The sequence below is a fragment of the Streptomyces sp. NPDC003011 genome, from assembly GCF_053591515.1.
This window is the reverse complement of sequence record NZ_JBSFTY010000105.1, coordinates 1-15,867: the sequence shown is the minus strand read 5'-3', so window position 1 is coordinate 15,867 and position 15,867 is coordinate 1. Positions and strand designations below refer to the sequence as shown.

General features: G+C 72.4%; 14 protein-coding genes and 1 tRNA gene. 7 read left to right on the top strand and 8 right to left on the bottom strand.

What is annotated here, in order from left to right:
* Positions 1-187 precede the first annotated feature (187 nt).
* Entirely contained in the window at positions 188-1,054 is an 867-nt protein-coding gene (locus tag ACWD0J_RS36135) for a hypothetical protein (RefSeq protein ID WP_451500100.1), read from the bottom strand.
* A gap of 230 nt (positions 1,055-1,284) precedes the next feature.
* Here ACWD0J_RS36135 and ACWD0J_RS36130 point away from each other — a divergent pair, with 230 nt between their 5' ends.
* Entirely contained in the window at positions 1,285-1,731 is a 447-nt protein-coding gene (locus ACWD0J_RS36130) for an ATP-binding protein (protein ID WP_451500099.1), read from the top strand.
* 120 nt (positions 1,732-1,851) lie between these two features.
* Entirely contained in the window at positions 1,852-2,691 is an 840-nt protein-coding gene (locus tag ACWD0J_RS36125) for a triphosphoribosyl-dephospho-CoA synthase (protein WP_451500113.1), read from the top strand.
* A 254-nt stretch (positions 2,692-2,945) separates the two neighbouring features.
* Here the strand turns inward: ACWD0J_RS36125 and ACWD0J_RS36120 are convergent, their stop codons facing one another.
* Both ACWD0J_RS36120 and ACWD0J_RS36115 read right to left on the bottom strand, forming a co-directional pair.
* Entirely contained in the window at positions 2,946-4,442 is a 1,497-nt protein-coding gene (locus tag ACWD0J_RS36120) for an aminopeptidase P family protein (RefSeq protein ID WP_451500098.1), read from the bottom strand.
* A gap of 88 nt (positions 4,443-4,530) precedes the next feature.
* Positions 4,531-6,054: a PP2C family protein-serine/threonine phosphatase gene (locus ACWD0J_RS36115; RefSeq protein WP_451500097.1), complete on the bottom strand. Its 1,524-nt coding sequence runs from the start codon at positions 6,052-6,054 to the stop codon at positions 4,531-4,533.
* 492 nt (positions 6,055-6,546) lie between these two features.
* Between ACWD0J_RS36115 and ACWD0J_RS36110 the strand changes: the two genes are divergently transcribed.
* Both ACWD0J_RS36110 and ACWD0J_RS36105 read left to right on the top strand, forming a co-directional pair.
* Positions 6,547-7,212, top strand: a complete 666-nt coding sequence (locus ACWD0J_RS36110) for a bifunctional DNA primase/polymerase (RefSeq protein WP_451500096.1) — start codon at positions 6,547-6,549, stop codon at positions 7,210-7,212.
* Between the two features lie 55 nt (positions 7,213-7,267).
* Positions 7,268-7,870 (top strand): hypothetical protein, encoded by a 603-nt coding sequence (locus ACWD0J_RS36105; protein ID WP_451500095.1) that lies wholly within the window; start codon positions 7,268-7,270, stop codon positions 7,868-7,870.
* A 243-nt stretch (positions 7,871-8,113) separates the two neighbouring features.
* On the opposite strand, the gene ACWD0J_RS36100 is transcribed toward ACWD0J_RS36105, so the two are convergent.
* The 3 genes from ACWD0J_RS36100 to ACWD0J_RS36090 form a co-directional block, all read right to left on the bottom strand.
* On the bottom strand, positions 8,114-9,079 hold the full coding sequence (locus ACWD0J_RS36100; RefSeq protein WP_451500094.1) for a DUF5926 family protein: 966 nt from the start codon (positions 9,077-9,079) through the stop codon (positions 8,114-8,116).
* A gap of 517 nt (positions 9,080-9,596) precedes the next feature.
* Positions 9,597-10,235, bottom strand: coding sequence for an ATP-binding protein (locus ACWD0J_RS36095; protein WP_451500093.1), 639 nt, complete (start codon positions 10,233-10,235; stop codon positions 9,597-9,599).
* Between the two features lie 129 nt (positions 10,236-10,364).
* A complete protein-coding gene (locus ACWD0J_RS36090) occupies positions 10,365-11,192 on the bottom strand; it encodes a glycerophosphodiester phosphodiesterase (RefSeq protein ID WP_451500092.1) in 828 nt (275 codons plus the stop codon).
* A 256-nt stretch (positions 11,193-11,448) separates the two neighbouring features.
* Between ACWD0J_RS36090 and ACWD0J_RS36085 the strand changes: the two genes are divergently transcribed.
* On the top strand, positions 11,449-12,945 hold the full coding sequence (locus tag ACWD0J_RS36085) for a S1C family serine protease (RefSeq protein ID WP_451500091.1): 1,497 nt from the start codon (positions 11,449-11,451) through the stop codon (positions 12,943-12,945).
* A 60-nt stretch (positions 12,946-13,005) separates the two neighbouring features.
* Positions 13,006-13,092, top strand: a tRNA-Ser gene (locus ACWD0J_RS36080).
* A gap of 305 nt (positions 13,093-13,397) precedes the next feature.
* On the opposite strand, the gene ACWD0J_RS36075 is transcribed toward ACWD0J_RS36080, so the two are convergent.
* Both ACWD0J_RS36075 and ACWD0J_RS36070 read right to left on the bottom strand, forming a co-directional pair.
* The gene (locus ACWD0J_RS36075; RefSeq protein WP_451500090.1) at positions 13,398-13,829 is read right to left on the bottom strand and encodes a hypothetical protein; all 432 of its coding nucleotides are present in this window, start codon (positions 13,827-13,829) and stop codon (positions 13,398-13,400) included.
* 261 nt (positions 13,830-14,090) lie between these two features.
* Positions 14,091-14,957: a bifunctional DNA primase/polymerase gene (locus ACWD0J_RS36070; protein ID WP_451500089.1), complete on the bottom strand. Its 867-nt coding sequence runs from the start codon at positions 14,955-14,957 to the stop codon at positions 14,091-14,093.
* Between the two features lie 358 nt (positions 14,958-15,315).
* Here ACWD0J_RS36070 and ACWD0J_RS36065 point away from each other — a divergent pair, with 358 nt between their 5' ends.
* On the top strand, positions 15,316-15,642 hold the full coding sequence (locus tag ACWD0J_RS36065; protein ID WP_451500088.1) for a hypothetical protein: 327 nt from the start codon (positions 15,316-15,318) through the stop codon (positions 15,640-15,642).
* The last annotated feature ends 225 nt before the right edge of the window (positions 15,643-15,867 follow it).

Genomic DNA, 15,867 nt, shown 5'->3' with positions numbered 1-15,867 from the left:
GTGGGGTTTCCGGTGATGAGGAGGGGTACGGGTGCGCGGAGGTGGGCGATCAGCCGCAACGGGCGGCGAGCCGGGACAGCGATCGCCGGCCCAGGCGGCCGGCCCGGGAACACGGGCACACGCGCGTGCCGCACGACGGCGGCCCTTCCCCACGGCTCACAGAGGTGAAGCGTGCGTGCGGGTCGCGTCAGGCGGCGAGGACGACCGCGGCGGCCGGCGGGCCGCGCCTGATCACCGTGTGCTGGAGGGCGGTGGTCCGGGGCTTCGGCGGCGCGAGCAGCGCGGTGCGCGGCGGTGGCGGACCGGCCTGCGGCAGCCCCGGCAGCCCGGCACGCAGGGCGCGCACCAGCGCGAGCGCCCCGCGCAGGGACCGTACGAGAGCGCCCTCGGTGACCGAGTGCGCCGACACCGCGGACAGTTCGACGAGCCGCAGCAGCGCCATGTCCCCGCGGCGCAGCAGCCAGCCGGCGGCCAGGGCCGCGAGGACGTGGCCCAGCAGCATCGGCAGGGACGGCAGCAGCGACAGGGCGGAGCCGGTGGCGGTGGACAGGGCGTCCGCCGGGTGATGCGCGGCGCCCGTTCCGGTGCCGGCCGCCGTGCCCGGGTAGAGCCGGGCGTCGACGAGGATCCTGTGGGCCTGGGCGGGGCTGAGCGCCGCGGCGGTGGTCCCGCACACGAGGCGCGCGGCCTGCTCGACCAGCGAGGCGTCGGACACCGATGCCATCGTCCCCGGCGCCCGTGCCGCCGCGGCCGACGCCGCCGTACCGGCGACCGTCCCGTGCTGCCCCAGCCCGAACAGCACGTGCAGCGCGGTCTGTCCCGCCGCGAGCAGCGCGGCGATCCCCGGCAGGGAGCGCTCGCGTCCGGCGAGCGGTGCCACGACCAGGGCGGCCCCCAGGAATCCCGCGCCCAGTGTCCACAGCGGAACGGTGGCGCAGGAGGCGAGGGTGTGACCTGCCGCGGCCAGCACGACACAGACCGCGGCGAACACCGCGGCCCGCAGAACCCGGAGATCTCCTCCGGAGCGCGCCGTGCGCGGGTGGGGGGCACTCATGGCGGCCTCATCATCGCACTGGCCTCACGGAGGCCATACAGCAGGTCCGCAAGATGACGTACGAGCAGTACGACCGGAAGGTCACCTGTGCCGCGAGCTGCCCCACATACACCGATCGCCACCCCCGGCGCATCCCCCGTATGGGCGGCATCACGTCAACTGTGTGCTTACACAGCGGCACGCGCGGCAATACGTAACGGTATGTCGAGCCGCAGCCAGGAGGCTGGAGCATGAGCATCTGGTGGTCACTGCATCTGCGGCGCGAGGCCGCGAGCGTGCCGCTCGCCCGGCGCCTCCTGCTCGGCACCATGGAGACCGCGGGCGTCGATCCCGACGTCTCCTACGACCTTTCCGTCGCCCTCAGCGAGGCCTGTGCGAACGCCGTCGAACACGGCGGGGACACCGCGTACGGCGGCCCCTCGGGGGCGTACCGGGTCACCGCCTATCTCGACGGCGAGAAGTGCCGCATCGAGGTCGCCGACTCGGGCCCCGGTTTCGCCCGCACCCAGGCCGTCCAGCCCGCTCCGAGCGGAGCCGAGAACGGCCGGGGCCTGTGTCTCATCGAGGAACTCGCCGACCACGTCCACATCGGCAACAAGCCCGGCCGGCGCGGCGCGGTGGTCAGCTTCGACAAGATCCTGAAGTGGAGGGAGGGCGCTCCGCTGATGGCGGTGTAGCTCCCTCAAGGGACGCACGAGACATCCTCAGCGTGCGCACAGCGTCCGCTCATGCTCCTGACGGCCGCCTTCCCTACGTTCCCGGACATGACGGGACACCACAGGAACACGTCGGTCTCCATGAGAAGCCCCGAGGACGACGCGCTGGCCCGGACCGCGGTGGAGGCGCTGACCGGGCAGCTGGCGCTGGTTCCCCAGCCCGGCCTGCCCGACCCGCGCGGTCTCGGCGTCCGGAACGGCCACCGGGACCACGACTCGCTGCGCTGGTCGGCCAAGGCGCTCACGCCGGGCCTGGTGGCGATGGCCGCCGCCGCCCGCCGGACCGGCGAGCCGACGCCCGGCCTGCGGGGAGAACTGGGCGCGATCGGCAGATGCACCGAACACTCGGTGGGCCTGGCCGGCGGCGGACACCGGGGTGCCCTGTGGACGCTCGGCCTGCTGGTGGCCGCGGCCGCCCTCGACCCCCGCGCCGACGCCCGGCAGGTGACCGCGACCGCCAAGCGGATCGCCGCCCACCCCGACCGGCGGGCCCCACGACGGCCCTCGCGCGGCTCGACGGTCTCCGCGAGGTACGGGGCCGCCGGGGCGCGCGGTGAGGCAAAGGCCGGCTTCCCGCACGTGCGACGGGCACTGGACGCGCTCGCCGCCGCCCGCTCGGCCGGCGCCACGCAGGACGAGGCCCGCCTGGACGCGCTGCTCACCGTGATGTCCACCCTCCAGGACACCGAGCTCCTGCACACCGCGGGCCCCAACGGCCTGCGCCGGGTCCAGGCGGGCGCCCGCGCGGTCCTGGAGGCGGGCGGCACGGCGACGGAGCCGGGCCGAGCCGCCCTGCACGCCCTCGACACCGAGCTGCACGCGCGCGCGTGGAGCCCCCGGGGAAGCGCGGGACTGCTCGCGGGGGCACTGTTCCTGGACGCCCTCGCGACACGGGCCGGTTCACCGGCACGGGCCGTCTGAGGACCGGTTGACCGGTAGAGGACGCCTGGGGACCGGATCGCCGGCAGGGGCCCGGCGGGGCACCGGGCCCCCTCGCGTACGCGCCGGGACGCCGGACAGCGCCAGAAGAACGGTTCTGGCCGGACGCCACGCCTGCGGTCCCTCAGGGGCGCGGGACGGGCATCCACGCGACCGGCTGCCCACGGGCCGCGGAGAACCGCGCGACTGGCCACGACCACCCGCGGCCCGAAAGGGAGCGCTGACGATCAATCCATCTAGGCTCCCTTGAGCGCCGCCATCCACCCCTCGACCTCGTCGGAACGCCGCGGCAGCCCGGCCGACAGGTTCCGGTTCCCCTCGGCCGTCACGAGGATGTCGTCCTCGATCCGCACACCGATGCCCCGGTACTCCTCCGGCACGGTCAGGTCATCGGCCTGGAAGTACAGGCCGGGCTCGACCGTCAGCACCATGCCCGGCTCCAGCACACCCTCCACGTACGACTCCACCCGCGCGGCGGCGCAGTCGTGCACGTCCATGCCGAGCATGTGGCCCGTCCCGTGCAGCGTCCACCGCCGCTGGAGCCCCAGCTCCAGGACCCGCTCGACCGGCCCCTCGACCAGCCCCCACTCGACGAGCCGCTCGGTCAGCACCCGCTGGGCCGCGTCGTGGAAGTCCCGGTACTTGGCGCCCGGCTGCACCGCCGCGATGCCGGCCTCCTGGGCGTCGTACACGGCGTCGTAGATCTTCTTCTGGATCTCGCTGAACCGGCCGTTGACCGGCAGCGTGCGCGTGACGTCGGCGGTGTAGTACGTGTGCGTCTCGACGCCCGCGTCGAGCAGCAGCAGGTCACCGGAGCGCACGGGCCCGTCGTTGCGCACCCAGTGCAGCGTGCAGGCGTGCGGACCGGCGGCGGCGATGGTGCCGTAGCCGATGTCGTTGCCCTCCACCCGCGCGCGGAGGAAGAACGTGCCCTCGATGTACCGCTCCGAGGTGGCCTCGGCCCGGTCGAGGACCTTCACCACGTCCTCGAAGCCGCGCACGGTCGAGTCGACCGCCTTCTGCAACTCGCCGATCTCGAACGCGTCCTTGACCAGCCGCGCCTCGGACAGGAAGACCCGCAGTTCCTCGTCGCGCTCGGCGGTGACCTTGTCGGTCAGCGCGGCCTCGACGGCGGCGTCGTACCCGCGGACGACCCGCACCGGGCCGGTGGCCTCGCGCAGCGCGCCCGGCAGCTCGCGCACGTCGGAGGCGGGGATGCCGTACAGCTTCTCGGCCTCGGTGAGGGAGTGGCGGCGGCCGACCCACAGCTCGCCCTGGCCGGAGAGCCAGAACTCGCCGTTCTCGCGGTCGGAGCGCGGCAGGAGGTAGATCGTCGCCCGGTGGCCGTCGGCCGTGGGCTCCAGGACCAGCACGCCGTCCTCGGTCTGGTTGCCGGTGAGGTAGGCGTACTCGACCGACGCCCGGAAGGCGTACTCGGTGTCGTTCGAGCGGGTCTTCAGGTTGCCCGCAGGGATGACGAGACGCTCGCCGGGAAAGCGCGCGGAGAGCGCGGCCCGGCGGGCGGCGGTCTCAGCGGCCTGCGCGATCGGCTCCAGGTCACGCAGCTCCGTGTCGGCCCAGCCGGACTTCATGTTCTCGGCCAGCTCGTCGGACACGCCCGGGTACAGACCGTTCTTCCGCTGCTTGATCGGCGCTTCAGGCTCTTCAGGCTCTTCCGGGCCCGCTGCGGTGGCAGCGGGATCTGATGCTGCCGGGGTGAGCTCGTCGGCCACGGTCATCCTCCTCGATACGGCACTGGACCCCGTCCATCGTACGGTCGTACGGGAGGGGCCCAGGGGCGAAGGACCTGATCGCGAGCGGTTACTCGAAGTGCGCGGCGAGCAGCACGACGTCCTCGTCGGAGTCGGCCTCGTCCCGCCCGCCCGGCAGCACGGTGCGCAGCACGTGGTCGGCGACGGCGTCCGGGTCGTGGCGCAGCGCCCTGGGCACCCCGGCCGCCGCCGCGTGCAGCCGGGCGAAGGCGCGGTCGACCGGGTCGCCGGTGCGGTGCAGCAGCCCGTCGGTGTACAGCAGAACCGTCTCTCCCGGCTCCGCCTGGAACTCCACGCTCGGCGCCTCCCAGCAGGCGAGCATGCCGAGCGGCGCCGACACGGAGGTCTCCACGAACTCCGTGCGCCGCTCGCCGACCAGCAGCGGCGGGCAGTGCCCGGCACCGGCGAGCGTGATCCTGCGCAGCGCGGGCTCGCAGTAGGCGAACAGGGCGGTGGCCGAGCGGGCGGGCTCGGTGAGCCGCAGCAGCAGCTCCAGGTCGGACAGGACGGCGACCGGGTCCTCGCCCTCCATCACGGCGTACGCCCGCAGGCTGGCCCGCAGCCGTCCCATCGCGGCGATGGCGCTCGCCCCCGAGCCGGTCACGGAGCCCACCGCGAGCCCGAGGGCCGCGTCCGGCAGCGGCAGCGCGTCGTACCAGTCGCCGCCGCCGCGCGGGCCGGTGCGATGGCGGGCGGCCAGCCGTACCCCGGCGACGCGGGGGAGCCGGGACGGCAGCAGTTCCTCGGCGATCGTCGCCATGCACGCGCGCGTGCGCTCGACCTCGACCACCCGGGCCAGGTGCTCACCGGCGTAGCGGGCGTACAGACCGACGAGGTGGCGCCGGCGCTCGCTCGGCTCGGCGGGTTCGTCGTAGAGCCACACGGCGGCACCCAGGCGGCCGGTGCCCTCCGAGGAGCCGTCCGTCGACAGGGGCAGCGCGTAGCTCGCGGCGTAGCCGAGGCGGGCGGCCACCTCGCGGTGGCGCGGGTCGAGCCCGTCCCCGGCGAACAGATCGGGCTCGGCGATCTCGCCGTCACCGCCCGGCAGTCCGTCCAGGATGCGGCCGTACGACAGGGAGCTGCGCGGCACCGTCTCGATGTGCCCGAGGTCGGCGCGGGCGAGGCCCAGGCCGGTGGTCGTGTCGGGGCCGAGTCCGTCGCCGGGCTCCAGCACGACCAGTCCGCGGCGGGCGCCCACCAGGGCGGCTCCCGCCTGCAGGATCTCCTGGAGGGCGTCGGGGAGCGCGTCCGTGCGCGCCAGCCGCTCGGTGAGTTCGTGCAGCGTGGTGAGGTCCGAGACCCAGCCGGCGAGACGGTCCTGGAGCAGTGCGCCCGGCGCGTGGGGTGGGAGCACCGCAGAGGAACCCGAGGCGGCAGGCGCGGGCGCGACAGTGTGTGCGGGTGAGGGAACCGTTGAATCGATTCCAGCCACTTTCGGAGGGTGCGGGGCGTTCATGGTGTCCGGCTTTCCGACCGGTGCGTATTGCTCAAAAGCATCGCAAACCCCCATGTCATTCTGCGCCGCTAGCAGTGTCTCCACATGTACACGCACTCGTGAGGGGATGTCCAGCATTGTCCTGCCGGGACTGCTGGTGTCCGTGATTCACGGGTGCACCACTTGCCAAAAGGCGAAGTTGGCTTAAAACTGCCTCAGGGAAGGGCTTATTGCGGTCGACTGGCCTTGTTCCACAGAGCGTCACACCGGTCGTGATGGGTACGTACTCGGAGAAGGCCAGGGGTGGTTGGGAATCACCCGGAACCTGGCGACGGACCCGGGCGTCTTAGCCACCGACGACCGAGCCCCATCCTCCCGTGGCGGAGGCGAAGAGAAATACGCGGGACGGCAAACGCCAGACTTCGCCACCCCACGCCACGCCCGTGCTTTTGATGGACCGCAGTGTGGGCGTGGCTGCCGTGGATGCAGCCGGCGTTCGGCCCATAGGGGTTCCCCTTGTCCGCGACAGGGGTGTGATGCGCCAACAGGTACGCACAGTGAAGTGATCGACACATGGTGTGATGTGGTCCACGGTGTTGCCAGCGGTGCAACGGAAAGGAACGAGCGCTCATGCGCGAGATCCTCGGAAAGCGACGCAGGCTCCTGTCCCAGCGCAGTGACGGGAGGCCTGAGTTGATCAGCGCGGCCCTGACCTTCGCGACGGAATGGCAGTGGCCCGTACTCCCGGGTGTGGCGGCGGACCCAGAGGGTCGCGACCGCTGCGGTTGCCCGGACCCCGAGTGCACGGTGCCAGGTGCCCACCCCTTCGACCCCGGCCTCCTCGCGGCCACCACCGACGCCCGCATGGTGCGCTGGTGGTGGGCCAACCGGCCCGCCGCGCCGATCGTCCTGGCCACCGGCGGCAAGGCGCCCTGCGCGGTCAGCCTGCCGGCCCTCCCGGCCGCCCGTGCCCTCGGCGCGCTCGACCGCGACGGCATGCGCCTCGGCCCGGTCGTCGCCTCGCCCACCCGCTGGGCGATCCTCGTGCAGCCGTACTCCCTGGAGCAGCTGGGCGAGCTGCTGTACGCCAAGGACCACGTCCCCGGCTCTCTCCGCTTCCACGGCGAGGGCGGCTACCTCGCCCTTCCCCCGTCAGAGGTCGCTCAGGGAGAGATCCGCTGGGAGCGCGCGCCCCTGCCCGGCTCGGCCTCCCCGTGGGTGCCCGACGTCGAGGCCGTGGTGGACGCGGTGGTCGAGGCCCTCACTCGTACGGGTGTGAGCGCACCCGAGTTGTGAGGGTGTCGCGCGCGGGCGGAAGGGGACGCCCGCGCGCGCTCGTTATCTTCCGCTCATGCTGCGCCACCCCGGGGGACGACCCTCCGATCCTCGAAGAGTTCGCCTGTTCGCGCTCCTTGGCGCCGTGGCGTGCGCGGTCGTGCTGCCGCTGGCCGTGGCGTCCGCGGGGCAGGTGGGCGACGGGGGGCGTCCGCCCGTACGTGATGTCCTGAGCCCTTCCGCGCGCGCCGACGCCGCGGCACCGTCCGCCGCACCCACCACTGCCCCGCTGCCGTTCGCTCCGGGCGCGGGCGCGGGCGCGGGCGCGGGTTCGGCCACCGCGGCGCGCTGCGGTCCCGAACTCACCTCGCCGGACGGCGTGGAGGCGCAGACCTGTGTTCTGACGCAGGGTGAGGAGAGCTGGGCCCGCACCTACTACCGCAACGCGACCGGCGCCGCGCTGGACGCCGCGCTGAGTCTCATGGGGCCCGGCGGCCGGAGCGTCGTGATGCGTTGCGCGGTGGCCGCCGAGGACGACCCCGGGTCCTGCGAGACGCCCCGGGAACGGACCCGGGGAGACCTGGGCGGCTACACGGCGGTCGCGGAGTTCGCGGAGCGGGCCGGGGACGGGCTGCTGCTGCGGTCCGGGAGCAACTCCGGAGAGAGAACGGGCAGTTGACGCTCGGTACCGTTCCGTAAAGACGTCCGCGCAGGAAAAGACCCGGTTGCTGGCGACGGGGGATGCACCAGCAACCGGGCTACTCGAACGGTAACAAGAGATCGGCAGTTCGCAAATTCGATCTCGGATGGTCCTCGGCTATTCGGACACCGACTGGCTTGTCCTGAGCGGCAGTTGCGGGTGCGGTCCCCGCGTCATGAAGGCGCCGTGCGGCTGAACGACCGTCCGGCCGCACGGACTTCGTCAACTGAGCGTGACCTGCCGGTTGGTGAGGCCGCCGCGCGCGCGACGCTCGTCGGCGGTCAGCGGCGCGTCCGTGGCCAGGGCGCCGGAGAGGCGCTCGGCGAACTCGGCGGCCGGCTTCTCGATGTCCTCGGCCGTGACGGCGCTCGGCAGGTCCCAGACCGGCACGGTGAGCCCGTGAGCGCGGAAGGAACCCACGAGGCGGGTGCCTTCGCCGAGGCTGGAGCGGCCCGCCGCGTGCAGCCGCGCCAGAGCGTCCAGAAGCCGCTCCTCCGGGTGCGGCATGACCCAGCGCAGGTGGTTCTTCTCCGGGGTCTCGCACCAGTAGGCCGCGTCCACACCGGTCAGTCGCACGGTCGGGATGGCGGCGGCGTTGGCCCGCTCCAGGGAGGCGGCGACCTCCGGCGTGGCGTTGTCCGGATCCGGGACCCAGAACTCGAAGCCCGAGTGCACAACTGGCTCGAACGCGCCTTCGGGGTCGAGCAGATCCTGCAGCCGCGGACCGTCGGCCGGGGCGCGGCGGCCCTCCACCGGTGTGCCCGGGTCCGCGGTGAGGGCGCGCTGGAGGGTGTCGGCGAGATCGCGGCTGATGTCGCCCGACGCCGTGTCGTTCTGCAGGCCGAGCAGCACCGAGCCGTCGTCGCGGCGCAGCGCGGGCCAGGCCATGGGCAGGACGGTCGCCAGCGTCACCGACGGGACGCCGTCGGGAAGGCCGCCCTTCAGCGGCAGCCCGACCGTCGCGGCCGGGACCAGCTCGCGCAGCGCCACCCAGTCGCACTCGGCCGGCAGTCCTTCGAAGGGACGCTGCACCAGCTCGGTCACGGCCTGCGCGGCAGCCCGGCCGTGGCAGGCCTTGTACCGGCGGCCGCTGCCGCAGGGGCAGGGTTCGCGGGCGCCGACAACCGGGATCTCCCCGTCGCTGAGCTGCGGCCGCTTGGCCTTCGTCTGGGGGCGCTTCTTGGCCATGGTGGGTGTCTCCCGGTAACGGCTCGTCTCGTACTGGCGCGAGCCTAGCCGTTCACGACTTGACCGACGCGAGCCTGTGGACAACGGGGGCCGACGGGTCCACCTGTGGGGGACGCGGTGGGGGACGCGGTGGGGTGGTCGGCGAGGGGAGGGCGGCGCGGGTTCAGAGGAGCTACGGCCCGGGGCGGTGCTTGGATCCCGGGCGGTACTGGATCCGGGGCCGAGAGCCCGGCCACCCGGGCGGTGCTTCGGCCGGGGGCCGTGTCTCGGGCGGCGCTTCGGCCAGGGCCGTGCCCCGGTTCGGGCCTGTGTTCCGGTCCGGGTGTGTTTCGGTCCAGGGTCAGTCCCGGTGTGTTTCGGTCCAAGGTCAGTCCCGGTGTGTTTCAGTCCGGGCGGTGCCTCGGTCGCGGGTGGTGCTTCGGTGCCGGCGGTACCGCAGTCCGGGGGTGTGCCCCGGTTCGGGCGCTGCCGAGGCTCCGGCGGTTTCCGGTCTGCGGCGGACCGGGCCGGCCCCGCCTCAGTCCATGTCGTCGAACGCGTCCGCGAAGTCGAGTCCGGGCATGGCCGGTACCGCCGGTGCCATGACACGGGTGGCGAAGTCGTGACGGCGGTGGCCCGCGTCCGGATCGTGTACGTCGGCGTGGACGACGACCCACACCGTGACCTCGCCCCGGGCGTCGTCGCGTACGCCCCAGTCGTCGGCCAGCGCGGTGATGATGTTCAGCCCGCGCCCGCCGTGCGCGGTGACCGAGGGCGTGGCCGGAGCCGGGCGAGTGGGCCCGCCGCCGTCCGTCACCTCGACCGTGAGCCTGCCGCCCGGGTCCACCCGCCAGGCGGCGCGGACGTCACCGTCCCCGGCCAGGGCGTCGCCCAGCGGCCGGCCGTGCTTGCACGCATTGCTCAGAAGTTCGGAAAGAATCAGTACGGCATCGTCGATGACCGTTTCCGACACACCGCCCCTGCGCAACTGAGTCCGCATGCGGTGTCGTGCCTTGCCCACGCCCGCAGGGCCATGGGGTACGGCCATGCTCGACGACGTGGGCACCTCCTGTGCCACCACCAACGCCACCCCCGAGACCTCCTTCGCCCCACGCCACGGTGTGGATGCCCCATTGGCCTGTACCGGAAACCGGCCAGTCCAGGTCCGGTGACGCACTCGTAACGATCGAATACGGACCGAACGCGCCGGAGCACTCCCTGTCATGGTGTGGCTGGATTTCGATGGTGTGGCCGAAGCTGGAGGATGCCTTCAGGTGTGCGGTCCGGTCAAGGTTCGTTTCAGGATTCAGCGACCGAGCCGGTCCAGCACCGCGCGCGGGCGGTTGGTGATGATCGCGTCGACGCCCAGACCGAGGCAGAGGTCGATGTCCTCCGGCTCGTTCACGGTCCACACGTGCACCTGGTGGCCGACCCGCTTCAGGCGCTCGATGTAGGCGGGGTGGCTGCGCACGATCCGGATCGAGGGGCCCGCGATCCGGACACCCGCGGGCAGCCGTCCGTCGCGCAGCCGGGGCGAGACGAACTGCATCAGGTAGACCGTCGGCAGCGTCGGTGAGGCGGCCCGCACCCGGTGCAGCGAGCGTGCCGAGAAGCTCATGACACGGACCGGCGACTCGTCGGCGGACCCGGGGGCGTCGAGCCCGAAACGCTTCAGCAGGTGCATCAGCCGCTCCTCGACCTGCCCCGCCCACCGCGTGGGGTGCTTGGTCTCGATGGCCAGCTCCACCCGCCGCCCGGCGTCGGCGACCAGCTCCAGCAGCCGCTCCAGGGTCAGTACGGAGGTGTCCTCCCGGTCCTCGGGGCGGAACTCCCAGTCCGGCTCCTCGTCGCGCGTGCGCCAGAACTCGCGCGTCCTGCGGGAGCCGAAGTCCAGGGCGGCGAGGTCGGCGAGCTCCAGCGCGGAGACGGCTCCGCGACCGTTCGACGTACGGTTGACGCGACGGTCGTGGACGCAGACGAGATGGCCGTCCGCGGTCAGGCGGACGTCACACTCGAGGGCGTCGGCACCGTCCTCGATCGCCTTCCGGTACGCGGCCAGGGTGTGCTCGGGGGCCTCTTCGGAGGCGCCGCGGTGGGCGACGACCTGAGTGTGGTGCTGTCGTGCGTGGGTCACCGCGTCATGGTGCCACCGCGCGCGGGTACCCGTGCGAATGGAGGTCTCGGATTGCGCCTTCTTCGCCCGAGATGACCTATATAAGGAATGGCCGCGGACCCACAGGCAGCGCTTATGGTGCTCTGACGGCCCATGGGAAAAGCTGACGGCATACAAAAGGACATGCACAGCTGCATCGCGCCGGACCGTCGAGCAACGTGAATGCGCGCGACCGAGTGCGACCGACAACAACAGCCGTGGATCGAGGAGACAAGCTGTGAGCACCGAGAACGAGGGCACCGCGGTACCCCCGGCCCCGTCCGCACCCCCCGTGCCGGTGGATGCTCCCGCTGCTTCGGCGCCCCGGGAGCACCCCGCTCCCGCCGGAGGCGCCCCGACGACTCCGATCCCGCCGGTGCCGTCGGGGCATCCTGGCGCACAGGAGCAGGGCCTGGTGCACGCCGGCCAGGCGCCCGCCCCGTCCTACGCCTCCGCGGGCACCGGCGGCCCGCCCCAGGGGCAGGGCGCCCAGGGCTCCTCCCCGGAGAGCACCTGGCCGCCCCCGCCGCCGGCCACCCCGTCGTACGCCGACGGCGGCGCGGGAGGCGCCGGGTCCCACTGGGGCTCCTCCTACCAGCAGCCCGCGCCGAAGCCCCGTACCGGGCGTGGCGGACTCGTCGCCGCGGTCCTGGTGGCCGCGCTGGTCGCGGGCGGCCTGGGCGGCGGACTCGGCTACACCCTGGCCAAGGACAACGACACCAACGGCTCGACGACCGTCTCCGCCTCCGACAGCGGCGGCTCCGTCAAGCGCGACCCGGGCACGGTCGCGGGCGTGGCCGCCAAGGCGCTGCCGAGCACCGTCACCATCGAGGCCGAGAGCAGCAGCGGCGAGGGCGGCACCGGCACCGGCTTCGTCTTCGACACCCAGGGCCACATCGTCACCAACAACCACGTGGTGGCGGACGCCGTCGACGGAGGCAAGGTCACGGCGACCTTCCCCACCGGCAAGAAGTACGACGCGGAGGTCGTCGGCCACGCCCAGGGCTACGACGTGGCGGTGATCAAGCTCAAGAACGCCCCGTCGGATCTCAAGCCGCTCACCCTGGGCAACTCCGACAAGGTCGCCGTCGGCGACTCCACGATCGCGATCGGCGCTCCCTTCGGCCTGTCCAACACGGTCACCACGGGCATCATCAGCGCGAAGGACCGCCCGGTGGCGTCGAGCGACGGCAGCGGCTCCAACGCCTCCTACATGAGCGCCCTCCAGACGGACGCCTCGATCAACCCCGGCAACTCCGGCGGCCCGCTGCTCGACGCGCAGGGCAACGTCATCGGCATCAACTCCGCGATCCAGTCCACCAGCGGCGGCGGCCTCGGCGGCACCAGCCAGTCCGGCTCGATCGGCCTCGGCTTCGCCATCCCGATCAACCAGGCCAAGTACGTCGCCCAGCAGCTGATCAAGACCGGCAAGCCGGTCTACGCGAAGATCGGCGCGTCCGTCTCCCTGGAGGAGGGCACGGGCGGCGCCCAGATCACCGAGCAGGGCGCCAGCGGTTCCGACGCGGTCGAGGCGGGCGGCCCCGCCGACAAGGCCGGCCTCAAGCCCGGCGACGTCATCACCAAGATCGACGACCACGTGATCGACTCCGGCCCCACCCTGATCGGCGAGATCTGGACCCACCAGCCCGGAGACAAGGTCACCATCACCTACGAGCGCGGCGGCAAGACCCACACGGTGGAACTCACCCTCGGCTCACGCACGGGCGACAGCTGACCCCCACCACCCACGCCACCCGTTACTCTTGTCCCCGCGCCGCCGGTACCGACGGCGCGGGGTGGGTTGCCCGAGCGGCCTAAGGGAACGGTCTTGAAAACCGTCGTGGCAGCGATGTCACCGTGGGTTCAAATCCCACACCCACCGCAGCAGGTCAGAAGCGTTGCAGTTCAGAGCGGGTGCCACTCTCCGGAGGGGCACCCGTTCTGCATGGCCTCGTCTCATCTGTCTCATCTGTCTCGCCCCGGTCGGAGTCGGCCGATCTCCGCACCGTTCTTCATCAGGTCGGCGTTGGCCCAGGTGAGCGTGTCGGTGAGGGAGTGCTCCGGGTCGTTCGGCGGGCAGGGGAAGGGGGACGCCGTACCGTCCAGGTCGGTGTTCGTGAGGCCGGCCAGGGCCGCACACCGGCCCCGGGCGCGGGGAAGGGATGTCCGGCAGCCGCGGATCAGGGGCTACAGCTCGTGGTCCTGGGCCAGTTCCTCCCACGCGAGGTCCCGCAGTGCGGGCTCGGCGTCGCAGTCGTAGGGCACCTGGGAGGTGGGCTGGAACCAGACGACGGTCAGGGCCGAGCGGTACAGGATCGGATCGTGGGTCCGGTCCAGAGCCGCCGAGTGGAACGCTCCGACGCACGCCACGGCCGGCAGCACCTCCACCGGGCCGAAGGCGCCGGTGTACTGGTCGGGGTACTCGCGCTCAGGCGGCACGAGGTGCACCGGCGCGGCCGGGAACGCCCGCTCGGCCTCCCCCACCAGCCCCTTGATCCTCATGTCGTTGACCGGCTTGCAGGGGTAGCCCTCCAGCATCCCGCCGTACGTCGAGGAGATCCGCAGTTCGGAGAGATCGAGCGAACGGCCGGACACCAGGACGACACGGCTCAGGGACATGGTCGGCACTCTAGGGCGGCGGCGTTGCATGGTGCTCCTGTATTTCTCACGCTCTCGGGCCGCCCCCACGCCCCTGATGTCCCGGGCCCGTTGTGCCCCTGATGCCTCGGCTTCCTACGCCTCTGATGTCACGGCTCCTCCGTCCCGGACCTGACCCCTTCCCATCCCTCCCCCATCCCTTTTCATCCTCTTTGAACCCTTTCCCCCTCCTCGCCGCCTCCCGGTCCGCTCTCCCGGCCCGCCCCCCGCACCCCGTACCCGTCAAGGCCGATGCCCCGTCATCCGCGCCGCCGACGCGATCGTCGCCCGGGCCTCGCGTTCGGTGAGCCCGGTGTTCAGGGCCGCCTCGACCAGGGGGTCGACGAGGGCGGGGCCGATGCCGTCCTCGTAGGCGCGGCAGGCCGCCCAGAACAGGCGGGTGTTGCGCTGGCCCTCGTGTGCCGCGAGGACGAACTGGACGAGGCCCTGACCGTGGTCGCCGGTCGACGCGGGCGTGGGGTGAGGGGTGCGGGGCGGAGGCAGGAGGAGGCGCAGGAGGGCGGGCGGGCAGGCCGCGGGGGTCAGGTGGGCGGTGCCGGGAGCGGTGGCGTACACGCCGTGGTCCGTACGGGAACCGGGGCCCACGAGATAGCCGCCGGCGCCGCGGATGTCGATGCCGGGGGCGAGACGGCCGGCCGAGTTGGGGACGACGGCGTCCGGCGGGCCGCCCAGCCACAGGTGGCGGCCACCGCTCGGGGTCAGAACGACGACCGTGTCGGGGATCGTGAAGAGGTGGCGCAGGGCCAGCTCGCGCAGGGCGGCCGAGGAGTTCGTACCGGACTTGGTGTCGAGGTCGACGCCGATCAGATGGTGCGGCGGGAGGCCGCACGCGATGCCGTACCCGGTCGCCCAGGGTGCGGCGGCGAACAGGTCGCGGATGCGGGCCGGGTCGGTGGAGGCGTCGTAGATCCCGTGCCCGAAGTGCCCGCACTCGCCGTGGCAGGGCGGGGCCGCGGGGTCGTCGCGGTGGGGCGAGCGCAGGGCCGGGAGCTTCGTCCGGGACAGGGGGATGACGGCCAGGCCGCGTTCGGCGGCTGACAGGGCGTGTGCGAGGGCCAGCGTCGTGGCCTGCCGGTCGGGGGTGGCCATGACTCCATTTTCGTACGTCTGTTCGAAAAAAGGAAGAGGGAGTGGGTGCGACTCGCCGGAGCGAGCCGATGGGCCGGACGTGTGCCGTAACGCTTCATCGCTTGTGGGGCTTGGGGGGCGGGTGTTCGGACTGCGCCAAGCTGCCATGCGATGTCACGAAAGGGGTTTATCGACTTGTCATCACGCTTGAGGGCGAATAACGGCTTCCGGGGTGGTTCGCCGGGGATTCGGTGGGCAACTCTGGTCTCGCGACGTCGTGCACCACCGCTGGGGCGGTCGGCCAACTTCCCTGGTGAAAGACGTACTTCACGCATCCCCGGCACTGCAGCCGGTGCGTACTTCGTTCTGGAGGAACAACATGGCAAGCATCCGTACCGCCCGCGTCATCGCCGCCGTCTCCGCCTTTCCGCTGGCCGCCGCACTCTTCACCGGCGTCGCGACGGCGGGCAACGGCGCGTTCGCGGACAACGGATCGAGCGCGTCCGTGACGAACGCCGTGGCGGGCGTCGTCGGCAGTGGCGTCGGCGGAGACAACAACGGCAACTCGTCCACCACGCAGCAGCAGGCGGTCGGCTCGGGGGCTTCGAACCAGAGCAACACCGCTCAGGTCAACGGCTCGGCGTTCACGGCCGTCAACCAGGGCAACGACAACACGTCCGTCAACTTCACCCCGCTGTGGTGGTGAGGGTGATCTGAAGGGGCCGGGTGTTGTGGGGGCGCCGGTTCTCTGAACGTTCGTGGGGGAGGCTAGGGGGCTCAGGGCTTGGGGGCTCTGAGGGCCTTGGGGGGTGACAAGCGTCTGCGCGGCGGTGCCACGGCACGCCCACGGTCACGGTCCACGTGAAGTCGACGAGCGAGGACGCCGTCCTCTTCGCCAAGGTGTACGACGTCGGCCCCGGCGGCGGTGGTC

Bases quoted from the DNA above. Each gene is read 5' to 3' on its own strand.
- ACWD0J_RS36135 (WP_451500100.1), bottom strand. From the start codon at position 1,054: ATGAGTGCCCCCCACCCGCGCACGGCGCGCTCCGGAGGAGATCTCCGG.
- ACWD0J_RS36130 (WP_451500099.1), top strand. From the start codon at position 1,285: ATGAGCATCTGGTGGTCACTGCATCTGCGGCGCGAGGCCGCGAGCGTG.
- ACWD0J_RS36125 (WP_451500113.1), top strand. From the start codon at position 1,852: ATGAGAAGCCCCGAGGACGACGCGCTGGCCCGGACCGCGGTGGAGGCG.
- ACWD0J_RS36115 (WP_451500097.1), bottom strand. From the start codon at position 6,054: ATGCTGGACATCCCCTCACGAGTGCGTGTACATGTGGAGACACTGCTA.
- ACWD0J_RS36110 (WP_451500096.1), top strand. From the start codon at position 6,547: ATGCGCGAGATCCTCGGAAAGCGACGCAGGCTCCTGTCCCAGCGCAGT.
- ACWD0J_RS36105 (WP_451500095.1), top strand. From the start codon at position 7,268: ATGCTGCGCCACCCCGGGGGACGACCCTCCGATCCTCGAAGAGTTCGC.
- ACWD0J_RS36100 (WP_451500094.1), bottom strand. From the start codon at position 9,079: ATGGCCAAGAAGCGCCCCCAGACGAAGGCCAAGCGGCCGCAGCTCAGC.
- ACWD0J_RS36075 (WP_451500090.1), bottom strand. From the start codon at position 13,829: ATGTCCCTGAGCCGTGTCGTCCTGGTGTCCGGCCGTTCGCTCGATCTC.
- ACWD0J_RS36070 (WP_451500089.1), bottom strand. From the start codon at position 14,957: ATGGCCACCCCCGACCGGCAGGCCACGACGCTGGCCCTCGCACACGCC.
- ACWD0J_RS36065 (WP_451500088.1), top strand. From the start codon at position 15,316: ATGGCAAGCATCCGTACCGCCCGCGTCATCGCCGCCGTCTCCGCCTTT.